The sequence below is a fragment of the Agrobacterium sp. D14 genome (genome assembly GCF_001526505.1).
GTDB lineage: Bacteria > Pseudomonadota > Alphaproteobacteria > Rhizobiales > Rhizobiaceae > Agrobacterium > Agrobacterium leguminum.
The window spans coordinates 44,721-71,053 of record NZ_ASXX01000011.1 but is presented as its reverse complement, the minus strand read 5'-3'; the positions used below and the strand labels follow the sequence as shown (position 1 = coordinate 71,053).

Here is a 26,333-nt window from a genome sequence, read left to right as displayed (position 1 = left end):
AAAAGGGCAGCGGAAAACCGCTGCCCCTGCTGTTTCTTGCCGAGCGACCGGAGGCCTTATTTCACCTGGGCGACGACCAGTTTGCCGTCGGCGCGTTCGGCGACGAACTCGATATTGGCGCCTTCCTTGAGCTTGGCGAGGATCGCATCGTCCTTGACGCGGAACACCATCGTCATGGCCGGCATGTCGAGGTTCTTCAGTTCTTCATGGATGATGGTGACCTTCTTGGCTGCGGCATCGACCTTCTTTACCGTTCCCTTGGTGAATTCCTCTGCGAATGCACTGAGGGGAGCGGTGAGCAGGAGTGCTGCTGCAACGGTGATTTTAACGATGGTCTTCATGGTCAGATTCCTTTGTTGCCGGGTTACTTTGCAGAAACTTTGAGATCGCCGCGCATGCCGGCCTCGTAATGTCCGGGTTTCAGGCAGGCGAATTCGAACATGCCGTCATTGGTGAATTTCCAGATGATTTCGCCGCTTTCGCCGGGCGCGAGGCTGATCGCGTTCGGATTATCGTGCTCCATCTCCGGAGCCTTCTCCATGGCGGCCTTGTGCTCCAGATTGGCCTTCTGTTCGTCGAGAATGAATTCATGGTCCAGTTCGCCGACATTCTTCACGACAAAGCGAACCGTCTTGCCTTTCTTGAAGTCGAATTTGGCGGGCGTGAACACCATCTTGCCGTCAGGCGTTTCCTTCATCGTCACCTGAATGGTCTGGGTCACCTTGGCCTTGTCGCCCGGTTCGCCGATTGCCATCGCCTCATGGCCGCCGCCGTGGGTGCCCGATGCAAGGGCGGGCGTGGCGAGAGCGGCAAGAAGCAGTGCAAGTTTCAGTTTGGTCATTCCATATTTCCTTGATTTTGGTGGGGGTTCATGTGGGGTTGGGTCTGCGCGATCAGCCGTGTTTCATCGGTTTCGGCGTGATCTGCGTTTTGGGGTCATTGGTCTTGGTCGTATCCGGCAACTCACCGGTCCATTCCCAGGCCTGGGTTCCGGGCGGGTTTTCGTACCAGCCGGGATCTGAGTAATCGCCCGCGGAGATGCCTTCGCGGACCTTCACCACGGAGAACATGCCGCCCATCTCGATGGGGCCGTGCGGACCCCAACCCGTCATCATGGGGACGGTATTCTCGGGGATTTCCATTTCCATCGCGCCCATATCGGCCATGCCGGCAGTACCCATCGGCATATATTCCGGCCGCACCTTGCGGATTTTCTCTGCGACGGTCTTCTTGTCGACGCCGATGAAGGTCGGGACGTCATGTCCCATCGCATTCATCGTATGGTGCGACTTGTGGCAATGGATCGCCCAGTCGCCGACATATTTGGCGTCGAATTCATAGGCCCGCATCGCACCCACGGGGATATCGATGCTCACCTCCGGCCAGCGCGCCTCGGGCCGCACCCAGCCGCCGTCCGTGCAGGTCACCTCGAAATCGTAACCATGCATGTGGATCGGATGGTTGGTCATGGTCAGGTTGCCGACGCGCACGCGCACCCGGTCGTCCTTGGAAACCACCAGTGGATCGATGCCCGGAAACACCCGGCTGTTCCATGACCACAGATTGAAGTCGGTCATGGTCATGATCTTCGGCACATAGGAGCCGGGATCGATGTCGAAGGCATTGATGAGGAACACGAAGTCGCGGTCCACCGGCATGAAGGCCGGATCCTTCGGATGGATCACGAAGAAGCCCATCATGCCCATCGCCATCTGCACCATCTCGTCCGAATGCGGGTGGTACATGAAGGTGCCGGACTTCACGAGGTCGAACTCGTAGACGAAGGTTTTGCCAACCGGGATATGCGGTTGCGACAACCCGCCGACGCCGTCCATGCCGGACGGCAGGATCATGCCGTGCCAGTGGATCGTCGTATGTTCCGGCAGCTTGTTGGTGACGAAAATACGCACCCGGTCGCCTTCGACGGCCTCGATGGTCGGGCCGGGCGACTGGCCGTTGTAACCCCAGAGGCGGGCGGTCATGCCCTCCGCCATTTCGCGCTCCACCGGCTCGGCGACAAGGTGGAATTCCTTGACGCCGTTGTTCATCCGGAAGGGCAGGGTCCAGCCGTTGAGGGTGACGACGGGGTTGTAGTCCGGGCCGGTGGTGGGCTTGACCGGGGCCTGGGTCGCAGCCGTTTCCATCACGGCCGCTTCCGGCAGGCTGGTGTTGGATGTTTTCGCCCAGGCCGCCGAGGAGACCATTGCGGCGCCGACACCCAGAAAGTTTCTTCTGTTAAACATGGTCGTTTCCTTTCTCAGTGTCCGCCACCGCCGCCGCCAGCGGCGGCAACCTCGGTCTCCGCGCCTGCCGCAGCACCCGTGCCGCCGCCGTAAATGGCGGGAGCGAGGCTGGCCTCGGCGAGCCAGAAGTCACGTTTCGCGTTGATGGCGAGCAGGCTTGAATTGACCTTTTCCCGGCTGTCGGCCAGAAGCTCGAAGGTGTTGGTGATCATGCCGTTATAGGTCAGCAGCGACTGCTCCTCGATTTTGGTGCGCAGCGGCACCACGCTGTTGCGGTAATGCCGGGCGATGTCATAGTTCGAGCGATAGGCCTGATAGGCGGAGCGGGCTTCCGAGCGGACATTGACCGCCTTTTCCGCCAGCAGGTTTGCCGCGCGCATATAGGCGAGTTCGAATTCCCGCATGCGCGCCTGACCGGAATCGAAGATCGGAATGACGAATTCCAGCTCGGCATTGCCGGTGGTCTGCTTGTGGATTTCGCCGTCTTCCAGCTCGCGCTCGGTCTCGAAGCCGGAACGGATTTCGAGATCGGTCACGTATCGGGTGGCTTCGGTGAGCTTGAACGACCGGGCGGTCGCCTCCAGATCGAGCTTTGCCATCTGCAGATCCACGCGGCGCTGCAGCGCCTCGGCCTCGATCATGTCCCGTTTGGTAAGCGCCTTCGGAAGCGGGGGCAGACGGTTGGGAATGGTATATTCGATATCCGCTCCCCACAGCCCCATCAGCCGGGTCAGTTCCTCCTTGGCAAGACGGGCCTCAAGCCGCGCCCTGGCGATCTGGCCCGTCAACTCGGCGTAAAAGACCTGCTCGCGGGCCTGGCCCTCCTTGTTGAGCGAACCCGCCTCGCCAAGTTTCACGGCAAGTTCGGAGGCGGCATCCGCCGCGGTCTGTGCCTGCGCCAGCTGGCCGACATTTTCCCATGCCGCCACCGCGGTAATCCAGGCGCGGCGGGTATCGGCCGCCAGTTGCAGCGTCTTCAGCGCGGCGCCAAGCTGCGCCTTGCGGAAGCCGGTATCGGCGATCTCGACATTTTTCTTGAGGGTAGCCAGCGCCAGAATATTGGTGACGACGACACCCTCGATCGCCTGATAGGCCCTGAGCCCCGGGGTGCCGATCCCCGTCAGCCCGATGCCGACCCGCGGATTGACCAGCATGGTCGATTGCCATGCGGTGGCGGCGGATTCGCCGAGATCGGCATAGGCTGCCTGAAGGCCCTTGTTGTTCAGGAGCGCAACCTGCACCGCCGTCTCGACATCGAGACTTTTGCCGGCGGCCATCAACGATTTGACGCGGGCCTGCGTCGCCTGCGCCTCGGCCCGGTTCTGCACCCAGACCGCCTGCTTGCCTGTCGCCTCGGATGTTCTGGCCGAAACATTGGCGAAACCGGCGTCACGCGACGCATATTGGGCGGCCGTGACACAGCCGCCGAGAAGAAACGGCAGGCAAAGGGCGGTCGCGATTTTCGCTCCGAGTTTGAAGGTAAGTATCGTCATGATGCGTCTCCTTTCGGAGCCTGCGCATCGTTCTGGTTACGCCAGGGCTTCGGGTCCACCGGCGCGCGGTGCGTGTAACCCGCGACCGGGGTCTGATAGCGGATGGGGGCCGCGCCGAGCGAAGGGTTTGCCGCGTCGTCATAGGAGGCGGCGTCGTTCATCATGGATGTGGCTGTGCAGCCGCCCAGAAGCAGGGGTGCCGCAACCACAATGTAAATTGGGTTCATGGGTATTTTCCGAACAGGAGATGCAACGGCGCGACGGCGCTAAAGCCGCTCACGCACGGTCATTGCCCAAAGGCGGGCTTTGCCTGTTCAGATATTCGGGGGGCGGTGAAGGAGCGGGGTCTGGCCCAGCGCCTTGCTGTCGTCGAGGAAGGAACGGATGCTGTTGACGACGGGTCTGCCAATGGTGTCGTGGCTGATCAGAACCGCCATGCCGAGACAGAAATCGCCGCAGCATTGCGGCTTGACGGGCTTTTTGACGCCGCCGTCCTGTTCGGCCATATCGTTGTGATCGTGACTGTCGGACATCATGGCTGAGGCGCCATGGTCCATCGTCGCGCCGTGATCCATCATGGCGGACTGATCGTGCTGCATTCCACCGGCTTCGGCAGGATGCATTGCGGCATTGACGGTGGAAACACTATAGCCAGCCAGTGACAGTATCATCACCAGTCTAAACAACAGGGCCAGCAATTTCGATGTTCGCAACATCTCACGCATGTTGCGTAGAAAAGCTGTAGTCCTGTGATTTGTCAATGGATATCCCTCATAACCATCGACGAAAGCCGTTATGTCGCATTCACGCGGAGCTAGGCCGGTAAGCGGAATGGCAGGGCCTGCAGCCTGCCCGCACCTCACACGAAGTCGATGAAGGCTTCATCGAGAATAAGGAGATTGCGGGCCTGCATGCGGGCATATTCCTCGTAAAAACCCTGCGAAATCCAGAGTGCGGAACGGCCGCGTCGTCCGCTCCAGCCGATGCCGCCGATCAGTTCGGCCGCCGCAAGCTTGCGGCCGATGTGGATACGCGACAGGGAGAGGGATGTCGCCAGTTGCGTCACGGTTTCCACATCGGTCAGGCGCCTGCCCTGTTCGGTCGGCCTTTCCCAGTCGATGCCGGCGATAAGGCGGTCCATCAGCAGTCCCCCCGCATCGAACCAGTTGAAGATGATGGAAAGCGGGCCGGGGCAGCGCACCTCCGGATGCGACAGAAACGCCTGCGATACGCGGGGGTGGATATGGGGAAGCATGGCCTCCGACCGCTTGATGAAACGTGATGCCCTGAAGCCCTCATCGAGCAGATCCAGCGCCTGAAAATGCACGTCGTACCATTGGGCGAGCATCGCGAGCGCCGGGGCTGACGGCACGATCCCTTTGCCGGGCCCATTGCCAGGCCCATTGTCCGGCCCGTCGCTGGACCGGTCTGCCGGGCGTGTCATTCCGCGTTTCAGCGCCTCCTTGAAGAAGGCATAAGCGACACTATGGCTGGCGAGCCCATGCCGGAGCGCCAGATGGCCGAAATCTTCCCGCGTCAGGGCGGCTTCTCCCTCTCCTGTTTCACAGGCGCTGCATTTCTGAAAATAGAGCGCCAGAAGCGCGTGACACAGAAGCCGGCTCTGGCGCGTCGCAAAAAGCGCGGTCATCTCGGGCGAGCCTTCGTAAAGGGCGATGAAACTTCCCGCCAGCAGACGCAGCGCCGCCGCGATGGGTTCTTTTTGCAGCATCGCCTCTATTTCGCCAGGCGCTGGCCTGCGGCAATCGGCTGTCGCGGTCGGCAACCGGGAGATCGCAAAGCGAAAAAATTGGTCATGGGCCGCGCTCCGGGATGGGATGATCCAATCGGCCTTACAGGAGCTGAAATGGCGCGTCTTCTCATTGCGCGCAGAGGTGAAATTTTAAGCCGGCGGCATACCCGCAGCGCGGGCGTCGCCGGGCGTAATGCCATAGGTGCCGGCAAAGATCCTGTAGAAAGTAGCGAGGCTGTCGAAGCCACAGCCATAGGCGATCTGCGTGACCGGCAAGGCGGGGAATGCCAGCAGCAACCGCCTCGCCTCCTCGATCCGCATGGAGGAGAGCGTGCGGGAAAACGACAGTTCCGCACCCTCGAAAACCACATGCAATTGCCGAAGCGAAATGCCCAGTTCCCTTGCGACGGCGGCTGGGGTGAGGTTCTGCCGGGATTTCTTCCGTATCATGATGTCCTGTGCCGCATAACAGAGCCCGGTCCTGAGCGCGGCGCGCACCTCCGGCATGGCGGGCGAAAGCCGCCCGCGCGCCGTCATGGCAAGCCGGGCGATATGGGTGACATCGCGGGCGGGGTCGATGAGCCTGCCGGGGTCGGCGTTCAGCGCGTTGAAAAGAGCCCGGAAGGGCAGGGAGAAACTGTTGTTTTCCGCATAACGCGTCGCAAACAGATCATCGGTGGCCTGACCGAGCATGACCTCGTAGTCCACGGGAATCTTCAGCATCCTGTAGTGAAAATCCGCCTCGTTTCCCGGTATCGCATCATAGGGCAAGTCGGAATAGTTGATGGTGATATCGCCGCCGCCAACCGCGTGAACCTGATTCTTGCCGGCATGCAGAAAGCCGGAGCCCCTGACCTGCAGGCCGATGCAGAGGCTGTCGCCGGCAATGCGGGCAATATCGGCTTCGGTGCGGTTCACCCGGTAAGAGGAAGCGCGCATCTCGGTCACCACGGCGCCGGCGACGGCGCGCGCCTGAAACGAACCCCTGAAGCTGTGGCGAAGGTCTCGCGCAAGCTCGATCGTCACGCCAAACAGGCTTTTGCCGCGCACTTCGCGCCATTGGTCGAAGCGGTGTTCGGGCAGAAAATCGTCGGTTGCGAAGCGGACTATGGTGTTCGTGGCTTGATCCTCCCCGACGATCCCGGCGGCCTATTTTTCCGTTGCGCGAAATCGAAGATGAACGAGCGGATAGGGTCGCCCCTGTCCGTCGAGATCGGAGCGTCCCGTCGGTTCGAATCCCAGCCGGCGATAAAAACCCATGGCTCCGGCGTTCTGTTCGTTGACGTCCGTGGTCAGTGCGGGGTGGAGCGCAAGCACCCGCTGGACCAGAACCTTGCCGATGCCCTGGCCATGATGGTCCGGATCGATGAAAAGCGCCTCCATATGCCCTTCATGCAGAAACATGAAACCGAGGGGGCGGTCAGAAACATCGACCGCCAGCGTGAGCGGCGCCTGCGGCAGAAAAGCTTCGACCTCCTCCCCGATCGCGACGCGATCCGCCGGCAGAAGGAACCCGTGGGTGGCGTCGACTGCTTTGCTCCATATGTCGAGGATGCGGGAAGCGTCGCGGCTCTCGGAGGGACGAAGTGTGATCATGCCTCACCCTTAGCAAGTGCGGACTTTTCACGCCATGGGCCGGCCCGATCTTTTCCGTGAGCACGTGCGTATTCAATGAATTTCAGCGTTGAAAGCCGGGGCTTCCGATCCCCGCATATGCCGCCATCTCTCCTGCCGACAAAATTTTCCCGAAAAAAGTGCTTGCAAAAAGCAGTTCGAAAAAAATAGATAAAAAGAACTTCTATCTATTTATTTTGAGGGAAAGATCGACAGATGGACCAGATCGTCACGCAAATCGACAGAAATCCAGCTCCGATTGCGGGTTTCAGCAACGGCTTGTCGCTCGAAGAAGCCAAAATTATCTATAATTTACCTTTTAACGATCTCCTGTTCCGCGCCCAGCAGGTGCATCGCTGTCATTTCGATCCCAATGCCATCCAGATGAGCCGGCTTTTATCCATCAAGACCGGCGGCTGCCCGGAGGATTGCGGTTATTGCAGCCAGTCCGCCCGCAACCCCACCGGCCTCAAGGCCTCCAAACTCATGGAAGTGGAGCGGGTGCTGACTGAAGCGCGCAAGGCGAAGGAGGGCGGCGCGACGCGTTATTGCATGGGTGCTGCCTGGCGCAATCCCAAGGAGCGCGACATGGAGGCCGTTGTGGCCATGGTTGAGGGCGTGAAGGCGCTCGGCATGGAAACCTGCATGACGCTCGGCATGCTGACGCCGGAGCAATCCGAGCGGCTGGCCGATGCCGGTCTCGACTACTACAACCACAACGTCGACACTTCCGAGCGGTTCTATTCGCAGATCATCACCACCCGTACCTTCGAGGACCGGCTGGAAACGCTCGCCAATGTCCGCGATGCCGGCATCAAGGTCTGCGCCGGCGGCATTCTTGGCATGGGGGAAACGCTGGAAGACCGTATTTCGATGCTGGTGACGCTCGCCAATCTGCCGGTGCCGCCGGAAAGCGTGCCGATCAACATGCTGATCCCGATCCCCGGCTCGAAGCTTGCCAAGACCGCTCCCGTCGATCCGATCGATTTCATCCGCACCATCGCGCTGGCGCGCATCCTCATGCCGCGTTCGCATGTGCGGCTTTCGGCCGGGCGCACGGAGATGAGCGATGAGACACAGGCGCTCTGTTTCCTGGCCGGCGCCAACTCCATCTTCATCGGCGAGACCCTGCTGACGGCGGATAATCCGGGTGAGGACCACGACACTGCGCTTTTCCGCCGTCTTGGCCTGAAGCCGATGGAACTGCAGCCTGCGGAATTGCAGTCTGGGGAGGCGGGAGGGTGCCGGTGAACCTCGCGGCGTTCTCCCCCTATGAGGCGAAGCTTGCCGGCCTGGAGCGCAAATCGCGACTGCGCGCGCTCGCTCCTCAACAGGGGATCGATTTCACCTCCAATGACTATCTTGGCCTTGCCGATTCACCCCGGCTGAAGGCGGCATTTGCTGACGCTATCGGAAGGGGTGTGCCGGTGGGGGCCGGCGGCTCGCGGCTGCTGCGCGGCAACCACCGCGAACATGAGGCGCTGGAAGCGGAAGCGGCGACGCTTTTCGGTGCGGAAAAAGCGATCTATTTCGGCAGCGGTTTTGCCGCCAATGTCGCGCTGTTCTCCACATTGCCGCTGCGGGAAGACCTCGTTCTTCACGATACCCTGATCCATGCCAGCGTCCATGACGGTATTGCGGCCGGCAAGGCGAAGGCGATCGCCGTGCCGCATAATCAGGTCGAGGCATTCGAAAGGGAAATAATCCGCTGGCGGCAAGAGGGTGGCCGGGGCCGTCCGTGGATCGCCGTCGAAAGCCTTTATTCCATGGATGGCGACCGTGCGCCCCTTTCGGCCCTGGCTGATCTTGCCGGGCAACACGGAGGCTTCCTTGTCGTCGATGAAGCCCATGCCACCGGTGTTTTCGGCCCCGGCGGGCGCGGGTTTGCCGCGGAGCTGGAAGGCCGGGGCAATGTGGTGGCATTGCACACCTGCGGCAAGGCGCTCGGTCTTTCCGGCGCGCTTTTGAGCCTGCCGGCGGTGCTTGCCGATTACCTCGTCAACCGCGCCCGTGGTTTCATCTATTCGACCGCGCCTTCGCCGCTGATGGCGGCGGCGGTGCGGGAAGCCCTGCGCATTGTCGCCGATGAACCATGGCGACGCCTGCGGCTGGCGGAGCTGGTGAACTTTGCCGGCGAGGAGCTTCGCTCCCGGCTCGGCGTTGCGCCCAGCGGTTCGCAGATCCTGCCGGTGATGATCGGTGACAACGCCCGCTCGCTTCGTATCGCCGCGCATCTGCGGGAGGGCGGTTTCGATGTACGCGCGATCCGCCCGCCGACGGTGCCGGAGGGCACGGCGCGCCTGCGCATCGCCATCACGCTCAATGTGGATGAGAGCCAGATCGCCGATATGATCGGGTTGCTTGCCCTTTCCTTGGCGGAGGAGCGAAGATGAGCCCTCGTTTCGTCATCTCCGGCACCGATACGGGCATCGGCAAGACGGTCTTTTCCGCAGCGCTGACCCATGCCCTGCAGGCTTGTTACTGGAAACCCGTGCAATCCGGGCTGGAGGAAGAAACAGACAGCGAGACGGTGGAACGGCTGGGTGGCGTGCCGCCCGCGCGCATCCTGCCGGAGGCCTATCGCCTGAAAATGCCGGCTTCGCCGCATCTGTCGGCCCACCTCGAGAATGTAACGATCGACCCCACGCTGCTGCTGCCGCCGCAAACGGATGGACCGCTGGTGATCGAGGGGGCGGGCGGGCTTCTGGTGCCGCTGACGGACACGGTGCTCTTCGCCGATATCTTCGCCCGCTGGCAAATTCCGCTTGTGCTGTGCGCAAGGACGTCTCTCGGCACCATCAACCACACGCTGCTCTCGCTTGAGGCGTTGCGGCATCGCGCCATTCCCGTGCAGGGCGTGGTCTTCATCGGCGATGAGAACCGGGAAAATGAGCGCGTCATCGCCAATATCGGCGCCGTTCGCCGGCTCGGCCGCCTGCCGCGCCTGCCGGAGATGACGGCTGAGGCGCTGCATCGGGCATTTGCCCGACACTTCAATCTCGCTGATTTTCTGGAGGCGCCGGCATGAGCCGTTCCCCTGTCTGGCATCCCTTCACCCAGCATGGGCTGGAACCGCCGATGAAACGAGTCGTATCAGCGGAAGGCGCATTTCTCGTCGATGAGGACGGCAATCGCCTGTTCGACGCCATTTCCTCCTGGTGGGTCATCACCCACGGGCACCGGCATCCGGCGATCATGGCGGCTATCCGCGCCGCGACAGAGGCCTTCGATCAGGTCATTTTCGCCGAGTTCTCCCATGAACCTGCCGAAACGCTGGCGCGCGGGCTGATCGAGCTTGCGCCCGCCGGGCTAAGCCATGTGTTTTATTCCGATAGCGGCTCGACGGCGGTTGAGGTGGCGCTGAAAATGGCGCTGGGATATTTCCGCAATCGCGGAGAAAAGCGCGACCGTATCGTGGTAATGGAGCATGGCTATCACGGCGACACCATCGGCACCATGTCGACCGGTGAGCGCGGCGTCTTCAATGCCGCCTATGAACCGCTACTCTTCGGCGTCGACCGGCTGGCTTTTCCGGAAGCGGGCAGCGAACAGCGCACGCTGGATATGTTCGAAAACGTCTGCCGTTCAGGCCGTATCGCCGCCCTGTTGGTTGAGCCGCTGGTGCTCGGGGCGGGCGGCATGAGGACTTACCGCGCGGATGTTCTGGCCGGGATGAAACAGATCGCCGAACGCCATGGCTGCCTCATCATTGCAGACGAGGTGATGACGGGCTGGGGCAGAACCGGAACCATGTTCGCCTGCGAACAGGCCGGCATTGCCCCGGATATTCTCTGCACCTCCAAGGGTCTGACCGGCGGTTCTCTGCCGCTGGCGGCAACGCTGTGCAGCGCGGAAATCTTTGATACCCATTTTTCGACGGATCGCCGCAAGACCTTTTTCCATTCCAGTTCCTATACGGCCAATCCGATTGCCTGCGCTGCGGCTGTCGCCAATCTCCAGATCTGGCGGGACGAGCCCGTGCTCCAGCGCATCGGGCAATTGCAACAGGTGCTGCGCGACAATCTCCGGCGATTTGCGGATGACCGACGTTTCACCGCCATCCGGCAGATGGGGACCATCGCGGCCCTCGATCTCGTGGTGCCCGCCGGCGGTTATCTCGCCGAGGCGGGGCCGCGCATGCGGCAATTGTTCCGCGAGCGCGGGTTCGTCATCCGCCCGCTCGGCAATGTGCTTTACCTGATGCCGCCCTATTGTTCGACGGCGGAAGATTTAAGCAGTGCCTTTGACGCCATCGATGAGGTGGCCGGGATCGTCACCGAAACCGCTTCACTAAAATCGCGCGCGCTCGGCATCGCGTGAAAACGGGGTGCGGCCATGTTCAGCCTGTTCCAGAACCGTCTCCGAAAGTCCTGACAATGCAGACCCGTTCTTCCCGCATGGCCGGTTTTGGTCATGCCGTTCCGTCACGATGCGTCGACAATGCCGAGATAGAGACCAGTCTCGGGCTGGAGGCCGGCTGGATCGAGCGGCGCACCGGCATCCGCACGCGTTATTGGGCGCAAGAGGGCGACACTCTGAGCGGCCTTGCGGCGAGAGCCGGCCGCATGGCGCTGGAAGATGCGGAAATCGGCTCCGACGAGATCGCTCTGACACTGCTTGCGACTTCCACGCCGGATCACCTTCTGCCGCCCTCGGCGCCGCTGCTCGCCCACAGGCTGGGCCTTGCCCGATCCGGCGCGATCGATCTCGCCGGGGCCTGTTCCGGCTTTCTTTATGCGCTCACCCTTGCGGATGGCTTTGTCCGCACCCACGGCCGCGCCGTCCTCATCGTTGCCGCCAATATATTGAGCCGTCGTATCAATCCGGCGGAAAGGGCAAGCGCGGTCCTGTTCGCCGATGCCGCCGGCGCCGTCGTACTCAGGCCCTCCGGCGAGGGGCAACGCGGGCTTTTGTCGGCCGATCTCGTTGCGGATGGCGGCGGCTACGATCTGATCCAGATAGCGGCGGGAGGCAGCAGCCAGCCCTTCTCTGCCGAGACATCCGCCGAGGAGGCGCTGATGACGATGCGTGACGGCCGCGAAGTCTTTTCCCGTGCCGTGACGCTGATGACCGAGACCTCGCAAAGGGTGCTGCATCAAGCCGGAACGACGGCAGCCGATATCGACCGTTTCGTGCCCCACCAGGCCAATGCCCGCATGTTCGACGCCGTCTGCGGCAGTCTCGGCATTGACAGGCAAAAGACGGTCCGCACCATAGAAAGCTTCGGCAATTCCTCCGCCGCCACCATTCCGCTTTCGCTCTCCGTCACCAATGCCGAAAGGCCTCTCACGGAAGGCGAAACCCTGCTTTTGACGGCCGCCGGCGCCGGTATGACGGGTGGAGCGGTGGTTTATCGCGGGTGAACGATGCCCGGCGCGGGATGTCGCGATGCCGTGCAATATTCAAAAGTCAAGAAGCTGATTTCATTTGGAGAAATTTGGCTGGGGAACCTGGATTCGAACCAAGATCGACGGAGTCAGAGTCCGCTGTTCTACCATTGAACTATTCCCCAAAAGCTTTAAAGCGCGTGGCGCGTTCGCTTTGGTGGGTCGTCATATAGATGATTTATTCCGGGGCGCAAGTCGAAAAAATCGAAAAATGCGTTTTATCCCTGTTTTGCGTTTTGCTCCCCGGCTCAGAGCCGTGCACGGGTGGAGCGCGGGGTGGAGAGCAAAAGGCTGGTCTCGCTGCCGGTGATGCCCGGCACCAGGCGGATGCGGCGCAGTACTGCGTCGAAATCGCTGAGCGTGGCAGCGTTGAGTTCCACAATGAGATCCCAGCGGCCGTTGGTGCTGTGGATTTCCGATATTTCCGGAAAACCGCCAAGGGTGCGGATGACGCGGTCCGTCACATGGCCCTCGATCTCGATCATCATGATGCCGCGGATCGCGGCCTCCACCGCGTCGGCGCGCAGGATGACGGTGTAACCGATGATGGTGCCGTCATTCTCCATTCTTTCGATGCGTGAGCGCACCGTGGCGCGCGAGGTTTCCGTCTCGATTGCGAGATCGGAAATGCTGCGCCTGCCATTGTGTCGCAAAAGGGTGATGAGCCGTTCGTCGAGGTTATCCATGATGACCAATTCGGTAAATCAATTTTGCCAAATCGATAGCTTATTTCGATAATATTGCCAATATTTGATGTTCATTTCGCCAGATCACTGTGGTGAACTGGGCTTGTTGGCAGGAAAGCGAGGACGGGAATGGAAATCAGGTTGATCGGTGCGCCGCTGCAGATCGGGGCCGGGCAATTGGGATGCGAGATGGGGCCGAGCGCCTATCGCGTCGCGGGGCTCGCTCATGCCCTTGAAGAACTGGGGCATCGCGTTGTCGATACCGGCAATGTGACGCCGGCGACCTTCCGCGAATTTAACCATCCCAATCCCGCCGTGCACCATCTGTCCGAAACCGTGGCCTGGACCGAGGCGCTGACGGAGGCTGCCTATCGTGAAAGCGCGGATGCCGTGCCGATCTTTCTCGGCGGTGACCATGCGATTTCCGCGGGGACGGTTGCCGGCATGGCGCGTCGGGTGGCCGAGACCGGCCGGCCGTTTTTCGTGCTCTGGCTCGATGCCCATACCGATTATCATACGCTTGAGACGACGCGCAGCGGCAATCTGCACGGCACGCCAGTCGCCTATTTCAGTGGTCGTGAGGGATTTGCCGGTTATTTCCCGCCGCTTTCCCATGCGGTTCCGGAAGACAATATCGGCATGATCGGCATCCGCAGTGTGGATCCGGCCGAAAGGGCCGCACTGGAAAAGAGCGGCATCACCGTGCACGACATGCGCTCGATAGACGAGCATGGCGTCGCCGTTCTGCTGCGGGCGTTTCTGGCGCGGGTTCAGGTGGCAAACGGGCTTTTGCATGTCAGCCTCGATGTCGATTTTCTCGAGCCGTCCATCGCGCCGGCCGTCGGCACCACGGTTCCGGGCGGCGCGACGTTCCGCGAGGCGCATCTGGTCATGGAAATGCTGCATGATAGCGGGCTGGTCTGCAGCCTCGATCTGGTGGAGCTCAACCCGTTTCTCGACGAGCGCGGCAGAACCGCGACGCTGATGGTGGACCTCGCCGCCAGCCTGATGGGCAAGCGGGTTATGGACCGCCCGACACGGGCCGGCTGAAAGGTGTGATGCGATGACCGTGATACCGAACCTCAATATCGTGCCCTTCGTCAGCGTCGATCACATGATGAAACTCGTGCTGCGCGTGGGCATCGATACGTTCCTGCGCGAGCTTGCCGATGCGGTGGAAGAGGATTTCCGCCGCTGGGAAAGCTTCGACAAGACGCCGCGCATCGCATCGCATTCGAAGGAAGGCGTCATTGAACTGATGCCGACCAGCGATGGCACGCTTTACGGCTTCAAATATGTCAACGGCCATCCGAAGAACATGAAGGAAGGCCGCCAGACGGTAACGGCTTTCGGCGTGCTTTCCGATGTCGGCAATGGTTATCCGCTGCTTCTGACCGAGATGACCATCCTGACGGCGCTGCGCACCGCGGCCACCTCCGCTGTCGCCGCAAAATTTCTCGCCCGCAAGAATTCCCGCTCCATGGCCATCATCGGCAATGGCGCCCAGAGCGAATTCCAGGCGCGCGCCTTCAAGGCGATTCTTGGCATAGACACGCTGCGGCTATTCGATATCGACCCGTCCGCCAGAGAAAAATGCGCCCGCAATCTCGCCGGGCAGGGTTTTGCCATCAAGATCTGTGAGAGCGCACAGGAAGCGGTCGAAGGGGCGGATATCATCACCACCGTCACCGCCGACAAGCAATATGCGACGATCCTGACCGACAACATGGTCGGGCCCGGCATTCACATCAACGCTGTGGGCGGCGATTGCCCCGGCAAGACGGAGTTGCACCGGGATATTTTGCTTCGATCCGATATTTTCGTCGAATATCCGCCGCAGACGCGCATTGAAGGTGAAATCCAGCAATTGCCGGCGGATTATCCCGTCATCGAGCTTTGGCAGGTTATAACCGGTGAAAAGCAGGGGCGGGCAAGTGAGCGACAGATCACGCTGTTCGACAGCGTCGGCTTCGCGACGGAAGATTTTTCGGCGCTGCGTTACGTGCGCTCGAAGCTGCCATCCACCGGGCTTTATACGGAGCTCGATCTGCTGGCCGACCCGGATGAGCCGCGTGATCTGTTCGGTATGCTGCTGCGGTGTGAGGCGGCGCTCGTCTAGGGGCTTTCCAGCGCTGGCTGCCTATTTCGTCTCCCGGCGGCTCTTGCGGGCAACCACATGCTCACGCCAGATAGTGAAGAGGCCGGCGGCAATGACGATCGCCGCACCGATGACCATGTTGGACGTCACCACTTCGCCATAGACGGTGACGCCAATGATGGAGACGAGCACCAGCTGATAATAGGAAAAGGGCTGCACGGAGGCCGCATCCGCCAGTTCGAACGCCTTTATCAGGCAATAATGGCCGCTCATGCCGGTAATGCACAGCGCCAGCATCCAGCCCCAATCCTGCGGCTCGATGCTGACCCAATAAAACGGGCCGACCAGCGTCAGGGCCGCCGCACCGGCCACGCCGGTGTAGAAGAAGCTTGTCATCGCCGAATCGCTTTTGCTGCCGAGGCGGGTCAGGACGCTATAGAGAGCCAGCATGAAGGTCGCCACGAAGGTGATCATCAGCCGGTTGTCGAAACCGTCTCCCTCCGGCTTGAGGATGACGAGAACGCCGATGAAGCCGACAAAAATGGCGCTCCAGCGCCGCCAGCCCACATGTTCTCCCAGCAAAGGCATGGACAGCGCCGCAACGATCAGCGGTGCGGAGGCAAGGATGGAATGGCTGTGCGCCAGCCCGACGACGGCGAAGGAGAAGATCGAAATGACGATCTGTACGGCCAGAAGCACACCGCGGCCGATCTGCAGCCAGGGACGGTTGGCCATGACGGCGCCCCGAATGCCGCCCGCAGACCTTGCGGCCATTAAAAGAACGAAGACGGCAAAGGCCCAGTATCGCAGCATGGCGATAAAAACCGGCGGATAAGCGCTGCCCAGATGTTTCGATATGCCATCCTGCGCCGCAAAGATCGTGAAAGCGACAAGCGCATAAAGAAAGCCGGTCCTGGGTGATGGCATGAAAAAACCGCTATCCGACTGCCGCCGGCAAAAGAGTATTCGGGGTGAATGAGGTGGGTAACAGCCATATGTTACGGCCGTACCTTGTCAGACAACCTTATTTTCCGAATAGCTGCCATGCAAGTGTGGAAGCTGCCTTTTAAAGGGGCGGTTGCTGGAACATGCTTTTGCTGCATTCTCTCCTCATCCCTGTGACAAGCACAGGAATGAGGGCGGTGGGGTGTGCCGACCTATTATGGAATCTTAGAGACGCGACTTGTGGAATCTGAAAGGTGCGACGCGACTTCGAGTCGACGCAAAGCCTTGATGATAACGGCCCGCCGAGTGCTTTGGGACAGGCAGGGCTGTCCGCCGTCAACAATTGCGCGGCGGACAGAAGGCTCAGCAAGACGCTCAGCGCCCCGGTTGTGGTTTCAGCCGATCTTCACGGCCGCCTTCGAGGTCGCGGATTTCAACGCGGCGTCGGCCAGTTTCAGCGCGATCAGACCGTCCTTGATGGAGGGCGACGGCGCGACGTTGTTTTCGATGCTGTCGATGAAGGCGGTGATTTCCGCGGCATAGGCCGCCGTGTAACGCGTCATGAAGAAATCATGCAGCGGCGGGCGGGTGTAGCCATTCGCATTGGCGATTTCGATGGAAACCGGGCGCTGGTTTTCGGCCGCTGCCGAACCCAGCGAACCGTGCACTTCGATGCGCTGGTCGTAACCATAGGTCGCGCGGCGGGAATTCGAAATGATCGCCTGCCTGCCGCTTTTCGTCGTCAGGATGATGCTGGCGCTGTCGAAATCACCCAGCGCGCCGATCTCGGGATTGACGAGAACGGAACCCGTGGCGAATACGCTTTCCACTTCCTCGCCGAGCAGAAAACGGGCCATATCGAAATCATGAATGGTCATGTCGCGGAAAATGCCGCCGGAGACCTTGATATATTCGGCCGGCGGCGGGCCGGGGTCGCGGCTGGTGATGGTCACCATTTCCACCTTGCCGATGCGGCCATCTTCAATTGCCTTGTGAACGGCCTGGAAATGCGGGTCGAAACGGCGGTTGAAACCGAGCATCACCTTCGCGCCGGTTTCCTCGACCACCTTGGCGCAGGCTTCCGCGCGGGCGACATCGAGATCGACGGGCTTTTCGCAGAAGATCGCCTTGCCGGCGCGGGCAAAACGCTCGATCAGGTCGGCATGGGTGTTGGTCGGGGTGCAGATGATGACGGCATCGATCGTCTTGTCGGCCAGAACCTCATCGATCGTGCTGACCTTGCACTGCGCCTCGCGGGCGATTGCTTCCGCGGCACCGGCCATGGCGTCCACAACGGCCACCAGCTGCGCACGGCTGTCGGTGGTGATCGCCTTGGCGTGGACCTTGCCGATCCGTCCAGCGCCGAGCAGTGCCAATTTCGTAACCATCTTTCCTCCGGTTTCTCACACCCGTCCCTCACTCCCGAAAAGACAGAATATGAATGCAAGCAATGTTTCGATATGGAATATATGTTCCATTTTGCTAGATCGACATCGCAGACGTGTCAAGCGTTTTGACGATGATCCAGACGGCCGAAATCACTCCTTCGGGAAGGTCATGCGGCGCGGATGGCCGGTGTCGTTAAAAGCTCCTAGCGATAATCAATCGGCCGAAGCTGTCAGGGCCGCATTGTGGGGCAGGGCATATACTTCGACCGGGGTTTCGAGGCCGCGCAGCAGCCATGGACCGAGATTTTCCAGTTTTCCCTGATATCCGGCCATGCGCACGAATTCTTCGGAGAAAAGCACATTGCGCCCGGTCTCTTTGGTCAGCGTTTCCAGCCGCGAGGCGATATTGACGGCAGGGCCGATGACGGTGAAATCGAGGCGGGTCTTCGAGCCGATATTGCCATACATGACATCGCCGACATGCACACCGATGCCATAACCCAGGGGATCGTGGCCCTTGCGGCAATTGATTTCATTCAGCGCAACGAGGCTCTTCTGCGCGCTGGCGATGGCTTTCAGCAGGTTTTCGCAGGCCTGCGGGTCACTCAGCGGGAAAATCGCCAGCAGCCCGTCGCCCATGAACTTCAGGATTTCGCCGCCGAATTCCTCGATGGGATCGCACATGGCGTCGAAATAACCGTTCAGAAGCTCGATGACATCGTCACGCGGCCAAAGGTCGGAAATATGGGTGAAATTGCGCAGGTCGCAGATCAAGATCGCCGCACCCACCGTCATGCCGCTGCCGCGCGTGGTGGCGCCGTTGAGGATCTTTTCGCCGGCATGCGGCCCCACATAGGTTTCCAGAAGGGTGCGCGTCATGCGGTTCTTCAGGCGTATCTCGCTGACGAGCGCGAGCGCCGGAAGCAGGTTTTTCAAGGCGAGGATTTCGCTGTCGGAAAAACCGCCGGGCCGGTCGCTGGAGAAGGTGGCGACATGACGCTTGCCGAAAGTGTGCTCGATCGGCCAGGCGCAATAATCGGTCAGCCCCTCGGCCCGCAGGTCTTCGTAGATCGTATAGCCGGGCTCATCGATGTCCTCTCCGTTCAGCCGGTGGCGGACTTCGGTGGCGCCCTGATGAATGTCGTTGATCGGGCTGTTCAGATATTCGGGCGTATTTTCAGACCCATAGCCATAGGTGGCGATCTCGGCGGTGGACAGGCCGGCTTTCCACAGAATGCGCGCGCCAAGCCATTGCGGATGGCGAATGCGGAAAGCGAGCACGCCCCGGGCCACGGAAATTCCACTCGCCCGCAGCCTGTTGCAGAGCTCGACGAATATCTCGTCGATAAAGCGTTCGTCCTTGGTGCCGGTGATCAGCCAGTCGAGAATTTCCGTCTTTTCCGCTGGCCACAATTCATCCAATGCTGAAGAAACCCGTTCTTCGGTGTCGAGACTTAGTGTCATGGCAGGATTCCGGAGGTTGTTGCTGCTCTCGCACAAGCGGGGCACATGTCGCACTCGGCCGAACATGGTCGCTCGTGAACCCCATGTGGTGCCGGATAACGAAAATGTTAAGAGAGGGGCGCGGAAAATGTTCCGGAAGGCACTGGCGGCATCGGGCCACGCGCGCCGCCCGGATGTTCCCTGGAACATCGTCCCCGGCGGCGCTGAGATTTTTGATGATCGCTAAGGTGGATCAGATAACGGTTTCGACAGGAATATGAAGTGCTGCGGCAACGCGTCTGATGCGCAGCGGATCGCTGTCCGTGCCGTCTTCGAGCGCGCGTATTTCGCTGGTTGTCAGGCCGCAGGTCACGGCAAGCTGTTCGACCGTATATCCGGCGAGATTGCGCGCGGTGAGAACCTTTTTGGCAAAAGGAGCATCGGTTTCGTGATCGGAATCGGGTTGTGAGATTGAAATTGTCATTATTGCATCTCCCTCAGAATGGACACTTAAATGCGGGCGGCAAAGAAAAGTTGCCGGGGCCGAATGCGACCGCGTTGCCGGAGAAGAAAATCGGTGCTGCAACGCAGCGAGGAACATAGCGGCTTCATCGACCTACGCAATAGTTAAATTTTGTTAAGATTCGTGATCGCTGCATTCCTGCGGCACGTCTTTGCCGGAAAAAGACCGAGATACCGCCGTTTTTCGGGGCTCTTGCGAGGGGCGGGGGCGGCTTTCGCTACAGCATGCCCCAGGCGCGAAACCGGCCGCGACCCGTCACTTCCCGCAGTTCAAGCTGGTTGGCGAGCCCGATCGCGCCCTGCGGCGTGGTGCCGAGTTCCTTGACGATCATCGCCGCCGAAACCACCGGTCGGGAGACGACAAGTTCCACGAGTTCCGGCAGCCGCGAGGAGGAACGCCGGCCGGCCAGCTTGCGCATCATGCGTTCTCGCGCATGGGCCAGCCGGTCATGTTCCTTCATGCCGGCTTGCGCCGCTTCGTAAAAGCTGTCGAGAAGTGCGAGAACGCGCTGCGTCTGGTTTCGGGCGTGCCGGCGCTCCCGCGGGACCGCGCGGAGACCGGCGCTGAGGGCCGGCAGGTGATCGGGCGTGACGGCGCCGTCGCGCAGAAAGGCGGAGGCCAGAAGTCGACCGAGCCAGGGGCTGCGTTGCAGCACCTCGATCATGTTCCAGGCGTCGAGCAGGATGGCGGTGCGAAGAATCGCCGGCAGTTCCTCCGTCCGCGCATGGACGTCCCACCATTCTTTCAGCCGCTCATCCTCGTCCCAGTCGGGTTCGTTGATGATCGCATGGCTTTCCTCCCTGTGCATTGGCGGAAGCGCGCTGCCGGTGGTGATCGCATCGAGCGTTGCGGCGCTTCGCGCCAGAAGGGCATCCAGCTCGGAAAAAGCGCCGTCCAGCGATGTTTCTTCCTCCGCGTCGGTGTCTTCATCGCGGGAGTGATCGAGTGTTTGTCTGGGAGGCGCTGGCTCTTCGGCAAGTACCACCCTGCCGCGTAGCCTTGAAAGGCCTGGCGCGGTAATGGCCCAGCCTGGGGCATTGGAAAAGATCAGCCGTCTCGAGCGGAGAATCCGGTGCGCCGCCGTCATTTCATGGGTTGGTGCGCGCACATCCATATGCGCGTCATGCAGCACCAGATCTTCCATGTGAACGAGTTCGCCATCCACCCACATGGAGGAAATCGCATCGGTGAAATCCTGTCTTTCGATGAAGCCGTGTTTCATCGGCGACCGGTCGATCCGCTCGTCCAGCCGCGCCAGCGTCTCGCCCGCACGGGCGGAGGCAATGAGGAGCTTTTCGATCTGGAGGTCCGATATATCGTAAATCATTGATATTTTTTAGTTTGAGCGCGGGCGGCTTACAAGGCGGATCACAGTCGGGCGGTTTTACTTTTGAGGTTTCCGCCCGAAAATCCGCTGAAAAAAGGGTGGCGGAAGGCCGGGAATCGTGAGGGCTTCAGCCGCCACGGCTGGTTTTTCGGCAATATCGCGATGCGGTATAAACTTGCGCACCGCAACATGACGGGTATATACCCCCACCGAGAGCGACAAATTATCACACCTTCCGTTCGCCCTTCCATCTCCAGACGAAGATGAATTGGAGTTTACCCGTGAATATTATGGCAAATGGTCCCGCCACCGCGCCGGACCAGAAAACCCGTTTGAAATCCATTATCGGCGGATCGGCGGGCAACCTCGTCGAATGGTACGACTGGTATGTCTATTCGGCCTTCACCCTTTATTTCGCGCCGGTGTTTTTCCCTTCCGGAAACCAGACCGCCGAACTTTTGAGTGCAGCCGCCGTTTTCGCCGTCGGATTTCTGATGCGGCCCATCGGGGCCTGGTTCATGGGCACTTATGCCGACCGCAAGGGCCGCAAGGCCGGTCTCACCTTGTCCGTCACGCTGATGTGTCTCGGTTCGCTGCTGATCGCGATTACGCCCGGCCATGAGGCGATCGGCATTGCCGCGCCGGCCATTCTGGTTTTCGCAAGGCTTCTGCAGGGCATCAGCGTTGGCGGTGAATATGGCGCGAGCGCAACCTATCTCAGCGAAATGGCCGGCAAGAACCGCCGTGGTTTCTTCTCCAGCTTCCAGTATGTGACGCTCATTTCCGGTCAGCTTCTGGCGTTGGCGGTGCTTCTGGTGCTGCAGCGGGTTCTGACGCCGGAACAGCTCGGCTCCTGGGGCTGGCGCATTCCCTTCTTCATCGGCGGCCTTCTGGCGATTGCGGTGTTTTATATCCGCCGCGGCCTTGTCGAGACGCAGTCCTTCGAAAACGCCAAGACTGGCGCTGCCGACAAGCCGAAGTCCAGCGGATGGGCGCTGTTCAAGCACTATCCAAGGGAAGCGCTGATGGTTATGGCGCTCACCTCCGGCGGCACGCTCGCCTTTTATGCCTATACGACCTATCTGCAGAAATTCCTCGTCAACACCTCCGGCTTCAGCAAGGAAAGCGCCACGGAAATCACCACGGCGGCGCTCTTCGTCTTCATGCTGTGCCAGCCGATTGCCGGCGCGCTGTCCGACAAGATCGGCCGCAAGCCGCTGATGGTCGGCTTCGGCATTCTCGGAACGCTGTTCACCTATGCGATCTTCAGCACGCTTGCGACGACGACCGATCCCATCATGGCTTTCGCCCTCGTTCTGGTCGGCCTGTTGATCGTCACCGGCTATACTTCCATCAATGCGGTGGTGAAGGCGGAAATGTTCCCCGCCCATATCCGCGCGCTTGGCGTGGCTCTGCCCTATGCGCTGGCGAACACCATATTCGGCGGAACGGCGGAATTCGTGGCCCTGAAGTTCAAGCAGATCGGCCACGAAAACTGGTTCTTCTGGTATGTGACGATCATGATCGCCCTGTCGCTGGTGGTTTATGTGAAGATGCGCGATACGCGCGATCACAGCCATATCCACGAGGATTGAGCGACCGCCATCCAGACCGGAAAAAGCCCCGTCCTTCCGACGGGGCTTTTTCTTTTCAGCATTCAGGCGGTTTCGGCGGGAAGGACGATGCGGGCCTCAAAACCGTCCTGCCGGCCCGGCGCCGGCGAGGAAAGCACCAGCTCGCCGCCGGCCTGCTCCATCAGGCTCTTGACGATGGCAAGGCCAAGCCCGGTTCCGTCCGCCGTGGTCTGGCCCCTGGTAAAACGCGTCGTCAGCTTGGGCAGGAGCGCCGCGTCGATTGTCGCCCCGGAATTGACGATGCGGATCGTGCCGTCCGCTTCGGCGACGACCTGCACCGGGCTTTCCGCCGGGCTGTGGATCAGCGCGTTTTCGAGGAGGTTACGGACGATGATACCAAAGGCATCCGTGCCGATCCTGCAGTACAGGCTGCCTTCACAGCGATTGGTGAAGCGGATGCGGGATGAACCGATGGCCGTTCTCATCATGTCGTCGATAACCAGTTCGAGAACGGGAATGAGATCGTTTGCCGTGTCGGTGACCCCGATCCTCGCTTCCGCGCGCGACATCTGAAGCAGTTTTTCGGCCAGATGGGCGAGATGCTGCAGGGATTTTTCGATGTTTTCCACACGCGGCGCAAGTTCCGGCGGAATGTCGGCATGCAGCCGCTGCGCCTGCGCCAGCGCGCCGGCAATCGGCGTGCGCAATTCATGGGCGCTGTTGGCGGTGAATTCCCGTTCCGCCTCGATTGCCGATCTCAATCGTCCGAGCAGCAGATTGACCGAACGGGCAATGGGATGGAGTTCGCCCGGAAAGGGCTGCGTCGGCAGCGGCGCGAGATTGCCGCCGTCCTTTTTGCCGATGTCGTCGCGCAGGGTCTGTATCGGTCGCAGCGTTCTGCGCACCACGACAATGACGGCGAAAATGCTGGCGGGAATGAGGATGAGAACGGGAAGCAGCAGCGCGGTGCCCGCCTCTTCGATCGCCTCGCGGCGATTGGCGAAGGCATCGGCGACCTGCAGGAAATAATTGCCGTCCGGTGTCGCAACCGTAAAGATGCGCTGGGTCGCGGTTTCGGAAAAGCCGGGTTCGAGCGAGACCTCGAAAGGCTCCGTCGAACTGTCATGCGAATGCAGCACCACCTGTCCTTCCCGGTCGCGGACCTGATAGGTCAGATATTCCGCCCGTTCCGACGTCTGGTTGAGCTTTTGCGCGGCAGGCGCGGTGTTGTTTTCCCTGAGGTCGTCCACCAATAGCGGCAGCAGTCTTTCGGCGGTTTCCTCAACGCCGGCGTCGAAAATCTCGGCGAACTCATCCTGCATCACCATGACGCCCAGCCCGCAGGCGAGAAGCCAGGATATGGCGACAACGCTGGTCAGCGCCGTCACGAGCTTGCGGGTCATGCTGGTCGGTCTGGCCATTTCTGCCTGCTTGTAATTCTGACTATCGGATGGTGTAGCCGACGCCGCGCACGGTTTCGACGCGGTCATGGCCGATTTTCTTGCGCAGCCGGCTGATATAGACCTCGACCGTGTTGCTTTCTATTTCCGCGCCGAATTCATAAAGCGTGTCGTGCAATTGCGCTTTCGAGACGACCGCGCCGGGATGTTCGACGAGTTTTTCCAGCACAGCCCATTCCCGGGCGCTCAGCGTCTGCGCCGTTCCATCGACCGTGATATTGCGCGCCACCTGGTTGATCTCGATGCCGGGCAGGCGGATGACGGGAGCGGAGCGCCCTTCGTAACGGCGCGAAACCGCCAGCATGCGGGCCGAAAGCTCGTTGAGATCGAAAGGTTTGACCAGATAATCGTCCGCACCGGCGTTCAGCCCGGCAATCCGGTCGGAGACCTGGTCATGGGCCGTCAGAATGATCACCGGTGTTGCGTCGTCGCGCTGGCGCAGGCTTTGCAGAAGGGTGATGCCCTCGCCATCCGGCAGGCGCATGTCGAGCAGGATGAGGCCGTAACCCATCGTCAGCGTCGCCGCCATGGCGTCGCCCAGCGTCTTGAACCAGTCGACAGCATGGCCCGCCGCCGCGACATGGTCCCGCAGCGCTTCGCCCAGCACATGATCGTCTTCAACAAGCAGAACCCGCAAGACAGCTCCCTCTATCGCTTCGTCCTGCGTATCTCTTTCTCCGGATAAGCGTCAAGCACGGTGTTTCAGCTGTTCTGGCGCTGGGTGCAGCCGCCGAACACATCGAGCGAGGGATCGTAGACCGAAGTGGAGACATTCATCATGCCAAGGATGCTGTGGAAATAATTGTCGTGCGAGCGCCCGCCCTCTGCCGCGGTTTTTGCGAGGCAGGCTTTGTTGAGCCCCATGGATTTCGCAAAGTCGTCGTCGAACCAGACGAGAAACGGCACATGGGTCTGCTGGTCGGGCGCCAGCAGATAGGGCGCGCCATGCAGGTAGACGCCGTTCTCGCCAAGCGACTCACCGTGGTCCGACGCATAGATCATGCCCGTCGCCAGCCTGTCGGAACGGGCCTTCAGCTTGTCGATCACGGTCGAGAGGAAATGGTCGGTATAAAGAAGCGTGTTGTCGTAGGAGTTGACGATCTCCGCGTCGGAGCAGTTGCCAAGCTCGGCCGTGCGGCAATCCGGGGTGAACTTACGGAATTCGTCGGTATAGCGCAGATAATAGGTCGGCCCGTGGCTGCCCATCTGGTGCAGCACGATGACGCTGTCCCTGGTGACGTTATTGAGCCAGGAGTCGAGCTTGTCGAAGAAGATATCGTCGCGGCATTCCCCGCCGGTGCAGAAGCGGCTGTCATTGGTGGAGGGCAGGTCGAAATAGGGGATGCGGTCGGCCACGTTCTTGCTGCCGGTATTGTTGTCCAGCCATGTCGCACTGACCCCGGCATGGACGAGAACATCCATGACGTTTTCATTGGCGAGCGCCTTTTTGTGGCTATATTGCGAACGCGGGAACTTCGAGAACATGCAGGGAATGGAAATCGCCGTTGCGGTGCCGCAGCTGGTCGTGTTCGGAAAATAGATCACGCCACGTTTTGTAAGTTCGGGATTGGTATCGCGCCCATAGCCATTCAGGGAAAAGTTCGCGGCCCGCGCGGTCTCGCCCGCAACGATGACGGTGATGCGGGGTTTGCGGACGCCGCCCAATGAAGGCAGGACCTTCGCATCCCCGCCGACCGGGCTGACCTGAATATCGACTTCCTTGCCCGCCAGCGTGAAATAATGAATGGCCGACATGATCGGCGACAATGGATTGACGCTTTTGACGATATCCTTGTGCTGGCGCACGGCGGTTGTGAAGGTCTTGGAATTGGCGAAGCTGATGATGCCGGCGATGGAAAGACAGATCAGGATGCTGATCGTGTTCCACAAAAGCTTGTCGAGGATCGGGCGGTGGCGCACACGCACGGTGACGATGAGGAGGGACGGCACCAGCCCGTAAATCGCCATGTGCCAGAGAAAGCCGGGCGTGATCAGATTGCCGGCTTCCGCCTGCGTCGTCTCCATGGCGTTGCGGATCATGTCGCTGTCGATGACGATGCCGTAGCGATCCATGAACCAGGAAGCGGCCGCCGCCGCGAAGACCAGGAAGATCAAAAACGGCTTGATGAGATATTTGGCGGAAAAAATGATGATGAGGGCGCCGAGAAAGGCGGCCATGGCGGCATAAAGCGCGACGATGGCAACCGGATAGGCGGAAAGATAGGTGTGAACCTTCGACCAGAATGTCCGGTTCGTGAAAAACAGCAGATAGGCTGCCGTCAGCAGGCTGAGCGGCACGCTGCCGATTTCCGGACGATATGTTACTGTTCCTGTCGCTTTCGCGGTAAAAAGAGCCACTGTCAGATCCACCAGATTTCCAATAGGCCGGCGGCAACGGAGAC

At 60.6% G+C, this 26,333-nt stretch carries 26 protein-coding genes and 1 tRNA gene; 8 read left to right on the top strand and 19 right to left on the bottom strand.

The features are described 5' to 3' along the window. Positions 1-56 precede the first annotated feature (56 nt). The 9 genes from L901_RS09730 to L901_RS09690 all read right to left on the bottom strand — a co-directional run bounded on the left by L901_RS09730 (position 57) and on the right by L901_RS09690 (position 7,082). A complete protein-coding gene (locus tag L901_RS09730; RefSeq protein ID WP_003522073.1) occupies positions 57-341 on the bottom strand; it encodes a copper-binding protein in 285 nt (94 codons plus the stop codon). 23 nt (positions 342-364) lie between these two features. Next, positions 365-841 (bottom strand): plastocyanin/azurin family copper-binding protein, encoded by a 477-nt coding sequence (locus tag L901_RS09725; RefSeq protein WP_059756003.1) that lies wholly within the window; start codon positions 839-841, stop codon positions 365-367. A gap of 52 nt (positions 842-893) precedes the next feature. Continuing rightward, a complete protein-coding gene (locus L901_RS09720) occupies positions 894-2,243 on the bottom strand; it encodes a multicopper oxidase family protein (protein ID WP_035264521.1) in 1,350 nt (449 codons plus the stop codon). Between the two features lie 14 nt (positions 2,244-2,257). Continuing rightward, positions 2,258-3,736, bottom strand: coding sequence for a TolC family protein (locus L901_RS09715; RefSeq protein WP_059756000.1), 1,479 nt, complete (start codon positions 3,734-3,736; stop codon positions 2,258-2,260). Beyond that, positions 3,733-3,963 (bottom strand): hypothetical protein, encoded by a 231-nt coding sequence (locus L901_RS09710; protein WP_003522077.1) that lies wholly within the window; start codon positions 3,961-3,963, stop codon positions 3,733-3,735. Before L901_RS09710 ends, L901_RS09715 begins: the two co-directional genes overlap by 4 nt. Positions 3,964-4,050: 87 nt before the next feature. Beyond that, a complete protein-coding gene (locus L901_RS09705) occupies positions 4,051-4,461 on the bottom strand; it encodes a hypothetical protein (RefSeq protein ID WP_035239141.1) in 411 nt (136 codons plus the stop codon). A gap of 134 nt (positions 4,462-4,595) precedes the next feature. Continuing rightward, positions 4,596-5,465 carry a hypothetical protein gene (locus L901_RS09700; RefSeq protein ID WP_245289632.1) on the bottom strand — a complete coding sequence of 290 codons (870 nt, stop codon included), beginning with the start codon at positions 5,463-5,465 and terminating at the stop codon, positions 4,596-4,598. A gap of 171 nt (positions 5,466-5,636) precedes the next feature. Beyond that, positions 5,637-6,536 (bottom strand): AraC family transcriptional regulator, encoded by a 900-nt coding sequence (locus tag L901_RS09695; protein WP_059755994.1) that lies wholly within the window; start codon positions 6,534-6,536, stop codon positions 5,637-5,639. Positions 6,537-6,635: 99 nt separating this feature from the next. Then, complete coding sequence (locus L901_RS09690; RefSeq protein WP_059755991.1) at positions 6,636-7,082, bottom strand: acetyltransferase; 447 nt, start codon at positions 7,080-7,082, stop codon at positions 6,636-6,638. A gap of 234 nt (positions 7,083-7,316) precedes the next feature. On the opposite strand from L901_RS09690, the gene bioB reads away from it, so the two are divergent. Genes bioB through L901_RS09665 form a run of 5 tightly spaced genes read left to right on the top strand, consistent with a single transcriptional unit; the run spans position 7,317 to position 12,463 of the window. Continuing rightward, on the top strand, positions 7,317-8,351 hold the full coding sequence (gene bioB / locus L901_RS09685; RefSeq protein WP_059755989.1) for a biotin synthase BioB: 1,035 nt from the start codon (positions 7,317-7,319) through the stop codon (positions 8,349-8,351). Beyond that, the gene (locus tag L901_RS09680; RefSeq protein WP_059756185.1) at positions 8,348-9,493 is read left to right on the top strand and encodes an 8-amino-7-oxononanoate synthase; all 1,146 of its coding nucleotides are present in this window, start codon (positions 8,348-8,350) and stop codon (positions 9,491-9,493) included. The genes bioB and L901_RS09680 overlap by 4 nt, the downstream gene beginning before the upstream one ends. Further along, a complete protein-coding gene (gene bioD / locus L901_RS09675; protein ID WP_059755986.1) occupies positions 9,490-10,128 on the top strand; it encodes a dethiobiotin synthase in 639 nt (212 codons plus the stop codon). The genes L901_RS09680 and bioD overlap by 4 nt, the downstream gene beginning before the upstream one ends. Continuing rightward, positions 10,125-11,420 carry an adenosylmethionine--8-amino-7-oxononanoate transaminase gene (locus L901_RS09670; RefSeq protein ID WP_059755983.1) on the top strand — a complete coding sequence of 432 codons (1,296 nt, stop codon included), beginning with the start codon at positions 10,125-10,127 and terminating at the stop codon, positions 11,418-11,420. The genes bioD and L901_RS09670 overlap by 4 nt, the downstream gene beginning before the upstream one ends. 56 nt (positions 11,421-11,476) lie before the next feature. Beyond that, entirely contained in the window at positions 11,477-12,463 is a 987-nt protein-coding gene (locus L901_RS09665; RefSeq protein ID WP_059755980.1) for a beta-ketoacyl-ACP synthase III, read from the top strand. Between the two features lie 75 nt (positions 12,464-12,538). Here the strand turns inward: L901_RS09665 and L901_RS09660 are convergent. Then, positions 12,539-12,612, bottom strand: a tRNA-Gln gene (locus tag L901_RS09660). A gap of 123 nt (positions 12,613-12,735) precedes the next feature. Continuing rightward, entirely contained in the window at positions 12,736-13,173 is a 438-nt protein-coding gene (locus L901_RS09655) for an Lrp/AsnC family transcriptional regulator (RefSeq protein WP_003508428.1), read from the bottom strand. Positions 13,174-13,302: 129 nt separating this feature from the next. Between L901_RS09655 and rocF the strand changes: the two genes are divergently transcribed. Together rocF and L901_RS09645 are read left to right on the top strand one after the other, a co-directional pair. Continuing rightward, on the top strand, positions 13,303-14,223 hold the full coding sequence (gene rocF, locus L901_RS09650; protein ID WP_059755977.1) for an arginase: 921 nt from the start codon (positions 13,303-13,305) through the stop codon (positions 14,221-14,223). A gap of 13 nt (positions 14,224-14,236) precedes the next feature. Beyond that, complete coding sequence (locus L901_RS09645) at positions 14,237-15,292, top strand: ornithine cyclodeaminase (protein WP_059755974.1); 1,056 nt, start codon at positions 14,237-14,239, stop codon at positions 15,290-15,292. A 21-nt stretch (positions 15,293-15,313) separates the two neighbouring features. Here L901_RS09645 and L901_RS09640 read toward each other — a convergent pair whose 3' ends face one another. The 5 genes from L901_RS09640 to L901_RS09620 form a co-directional block, all read right to left on the bottom strand. Then, a complete protein-coding gene (locus L901_RS09640; protein ID WP_059755971.1) occupies positions 15,314-16,198 on the bottom strand; it encodes a DMT family transporter in 885 nt (294 codons plus the stop codon). A gap of 413 nt (positions 16,199-16,611) precedes the next feature. After that, positions 16,612-17,604, bottom strand: coding sequence for an inositol 2-dehydrogenase (iolG, locus tag L901_RS09635; protein WP_059755969.1), 993 nt, complete (start codon positions 17,602-17,604; stop codon positions 16,612-16,614). A 213-nt stretch (positions 17,605-17,817) separates the two neighbouring features. Next, positions 17,818-19,068, bottom strand: coding sequence for an adenylate/guanylate cyclase domain-containing protein (locus L901_RS09630; RefSeq protein WP_059755966.1), 1,251 nt, complete (start codon positions 19,066-19,068; stop codon positions 17,818-17,820). 232 nt (positions 19,069-19,300) lie between these two features. Further along, positions 19,301-19,531 (bottom strand): helix-turn-helix domain-containing protein, encoded by a 231-nt coding sequence (locus L901_RS09625; RefSeq protein ID WP_003522093.1) that lies wholly within the window; start codon positions 19,529-19,531, stop codon positions 19,301-19,303. 256 nt (positions 19,532-19,787) lie between these two features. Next, the gene (locus L901_RS09620; protein ID WP_059755963.1) at positions 19,788-20,897 is read right to left on the bottom strand and encodes an RHE_PE00001 family protein; all 1,110 of its coding nucleotides are present in this window, start codon (positions 20,895-20,897) and stop codon (positions 19,788-19,790) included. A gap of 290 nt (positions 20,898-21,187) precedes the next feature. Between L901_RS09620 and L901_RS09615 the strand changes: the two genes are divergently transcribed. Then, positions 21,188-22,492: an MFS transporter gene (locus L901_RS09615; protein ID WP_059755960.1), complete on the top strand. Its 1,305-nt coding sequence runs from the start codon at positions 21,188-21,190 to the stop codon at positions 22,490-22,492. Between the two features lie 62 nt (positions 22,493-22,554). Here the strand turns inward: L901_RS09615 and L901_RS09610 are convergent, their stop codons facing one another. From L901_RS09610 to L901_RS09600, 3 genes are all read right to left on the bottom strand, one after another. Next, positions 22,555-23,892 (bottom strand): HAMP domain-containing sensor histidine kinase, encoded by a 1,338-nt coding sequence (locus L901_RS09610; RefSeq protein ID WP_059755957.1) that lies wholly within the window; start codon positions 23,890-23,892, stop codon positions 22,555-22,557. A 22-nt stretch (positions 23,893-23,914) separates the two neighbouring features. Next, positions 23,915-24,568, bottom strand: coding sequence for a response regulator transcription factor (locus L901_RS09605; protein ID WP_020010073.1), 654 nt, complete (start codon positions 24,566-24,568; stop codon positions 23,915-23,917). Positions 24,569-24,633: 65 nt separating this feature from the next. After that, entirely contained in the window at positions 24,634-26,301 is a 1,668-nt protein-coding gene (locus L901_RS09600; protein ID WP_059755954.1) for a phosphoethanolamine transferase, read from the bottom strand. Between the last annotated feature and the right edge of the window lie 32 nt (positions 26,302-26,333).

Coding starts and splice junctions, on each gene's coding strand:
- L901_RS09730 (WP_003522073.1), bottom strand. CDS start 341: ATGAAGACCATCGTTAAAATCACCGTTGCAGCAGCACTCCTGCTCACC.
- L901_RS09725 (WP_059756003.1), bottom strand. CDS start 841: ATGACCAAACTGAAACTTGCACTGCTTCTTGCCGCTCTCGCCACGCCC.
- L901_RS09720 (WP_035264521.1), bottom strand. CDS start 2,243: ATGTTTAACAGAAGAAACTTTCTGGGTGTCGGCGCCGCAATGGTCTCC.
- L901_RS09715 (WP_059756000.1), bottom strand. CDS start 3,736: ATGACGATACTTACCTTCAAACTCGGAGCGAAAATCGCGACCGCCCTT.
- L901_RS09710 (WP_003522077.1), bottom strand. CDS start 3,963: ATGAACCCAATTTACATTGTGGTTGCGGCACCCCTGCTTCTGGGCGGC.
- L901_RS09705 (WP_035239141.1), bottom strand. CDS start 4,461: ATGCGTGAGATGTTGCGAACATCGAAATTGCTGGCCCTGTTGTTTAGA.
- L901_RS09700 (WP_245289632.1), bottom strand. CDS start 5,465: ATGCTGCAAAAAGAACCCATCGCGGCGGCGCTGCGTCTGCTGGCGGGA.
- L901_RS09690 (WP_059755991.1), bottom strand. CDS start 7,082: ATGATCACACTTCGTCCCTCCGAGAGCCGCGACGCTTCCCGCATCCTC.
- bioB (WP_059755989.1), top strand. CDS start 7,317: ATGGACCAGATCGTCACGCAAATCGACAGAAATCCAGCTCCGATTGCG.
- bioD (WP_059755986.1), top strand. CDS start 9,490: ATGAGCCCTCGTTTCGTCATCTCCGGCACCGATACGGGCATCGGCAAG.
- L901_RS09670 (WP_059755983.1), top strand. CDS start 10,125: ATGAGCCGTTCCCCTGTCTGGCATCCCTTCACCCAGCATGGGCTGGAA.
- L901_RS09665 (WP_059755980.1), top strand. CDS start 11,477: ATGCAGACCCGTTCTTCCCGCATGGCCGGTTTTGGTCATGCCGTTCCG.
- L901_RS09655 (WP_003508428.1), bottom strand. CDS start 13,173: ATGGATAACCTCGACGAACGGCTCATCACCCTTTTGCGACACAATGGC.
- rocF (WP_059755977.1), top strand. CDS start 13,303: ATGGAAATCAGGTTGATCGGTGCGCCGCTGCAGATCGGGGCCGGGCAA.
- L901_RS09645 (WP_059755974.1), top strand. CDS start 14,237: ATGACCGTGATACCGAACCTCAATATCGTGCCCTTCGTCAGCGTCGAT.
- L901_RS09640 (WP_059755971.1), bottom strand. CDS start 16,198: ATGCCATCACCCAGGACCGGCTTTCTTTATGCGCTTGTCGCTTTCACG.
- iolG (WP_059755969.1), bottom strand. CDS start 17,604: ATGGTTACGAAATTGGCACTGCTCGGCGCTGGACGGATCGGCAAGGTC.
- L901_RS09630 (WP_059755966.1), bottom strand. CDS start 19,068: ATGACACTAAGTCTCGACACCGAAGAACGGGTTTCTTCAGCATTGGAT.
- L901_RS09625 (WP_003522093.1), bottom strand. CDS start 19,531: ATGACAATTTCAATCTCACAACCCGATTCCGATCACGAAACCGATGCT.
- L901_RS09620 (WP_059755963.1), bottom strand. CDS start 20,897: ATGATTTACGATATATCGGACCTCCAGATCGAAAAGCTCCTCATTGCC.
- L901_RS09615 (WP_059755960.1), top strand. CDS start 21,188: ATGGCAAATGGTCCCGCCACCGCGCCGGACCAGAAAACCCGTTTGAAA.
- L901_RS09610 (WP_059755957.1), bottom strand. CDS start 23,892: ATGGCCAGACCGACCAGCATGACCCGCAAGCTCGTGACGGCGCTGACC.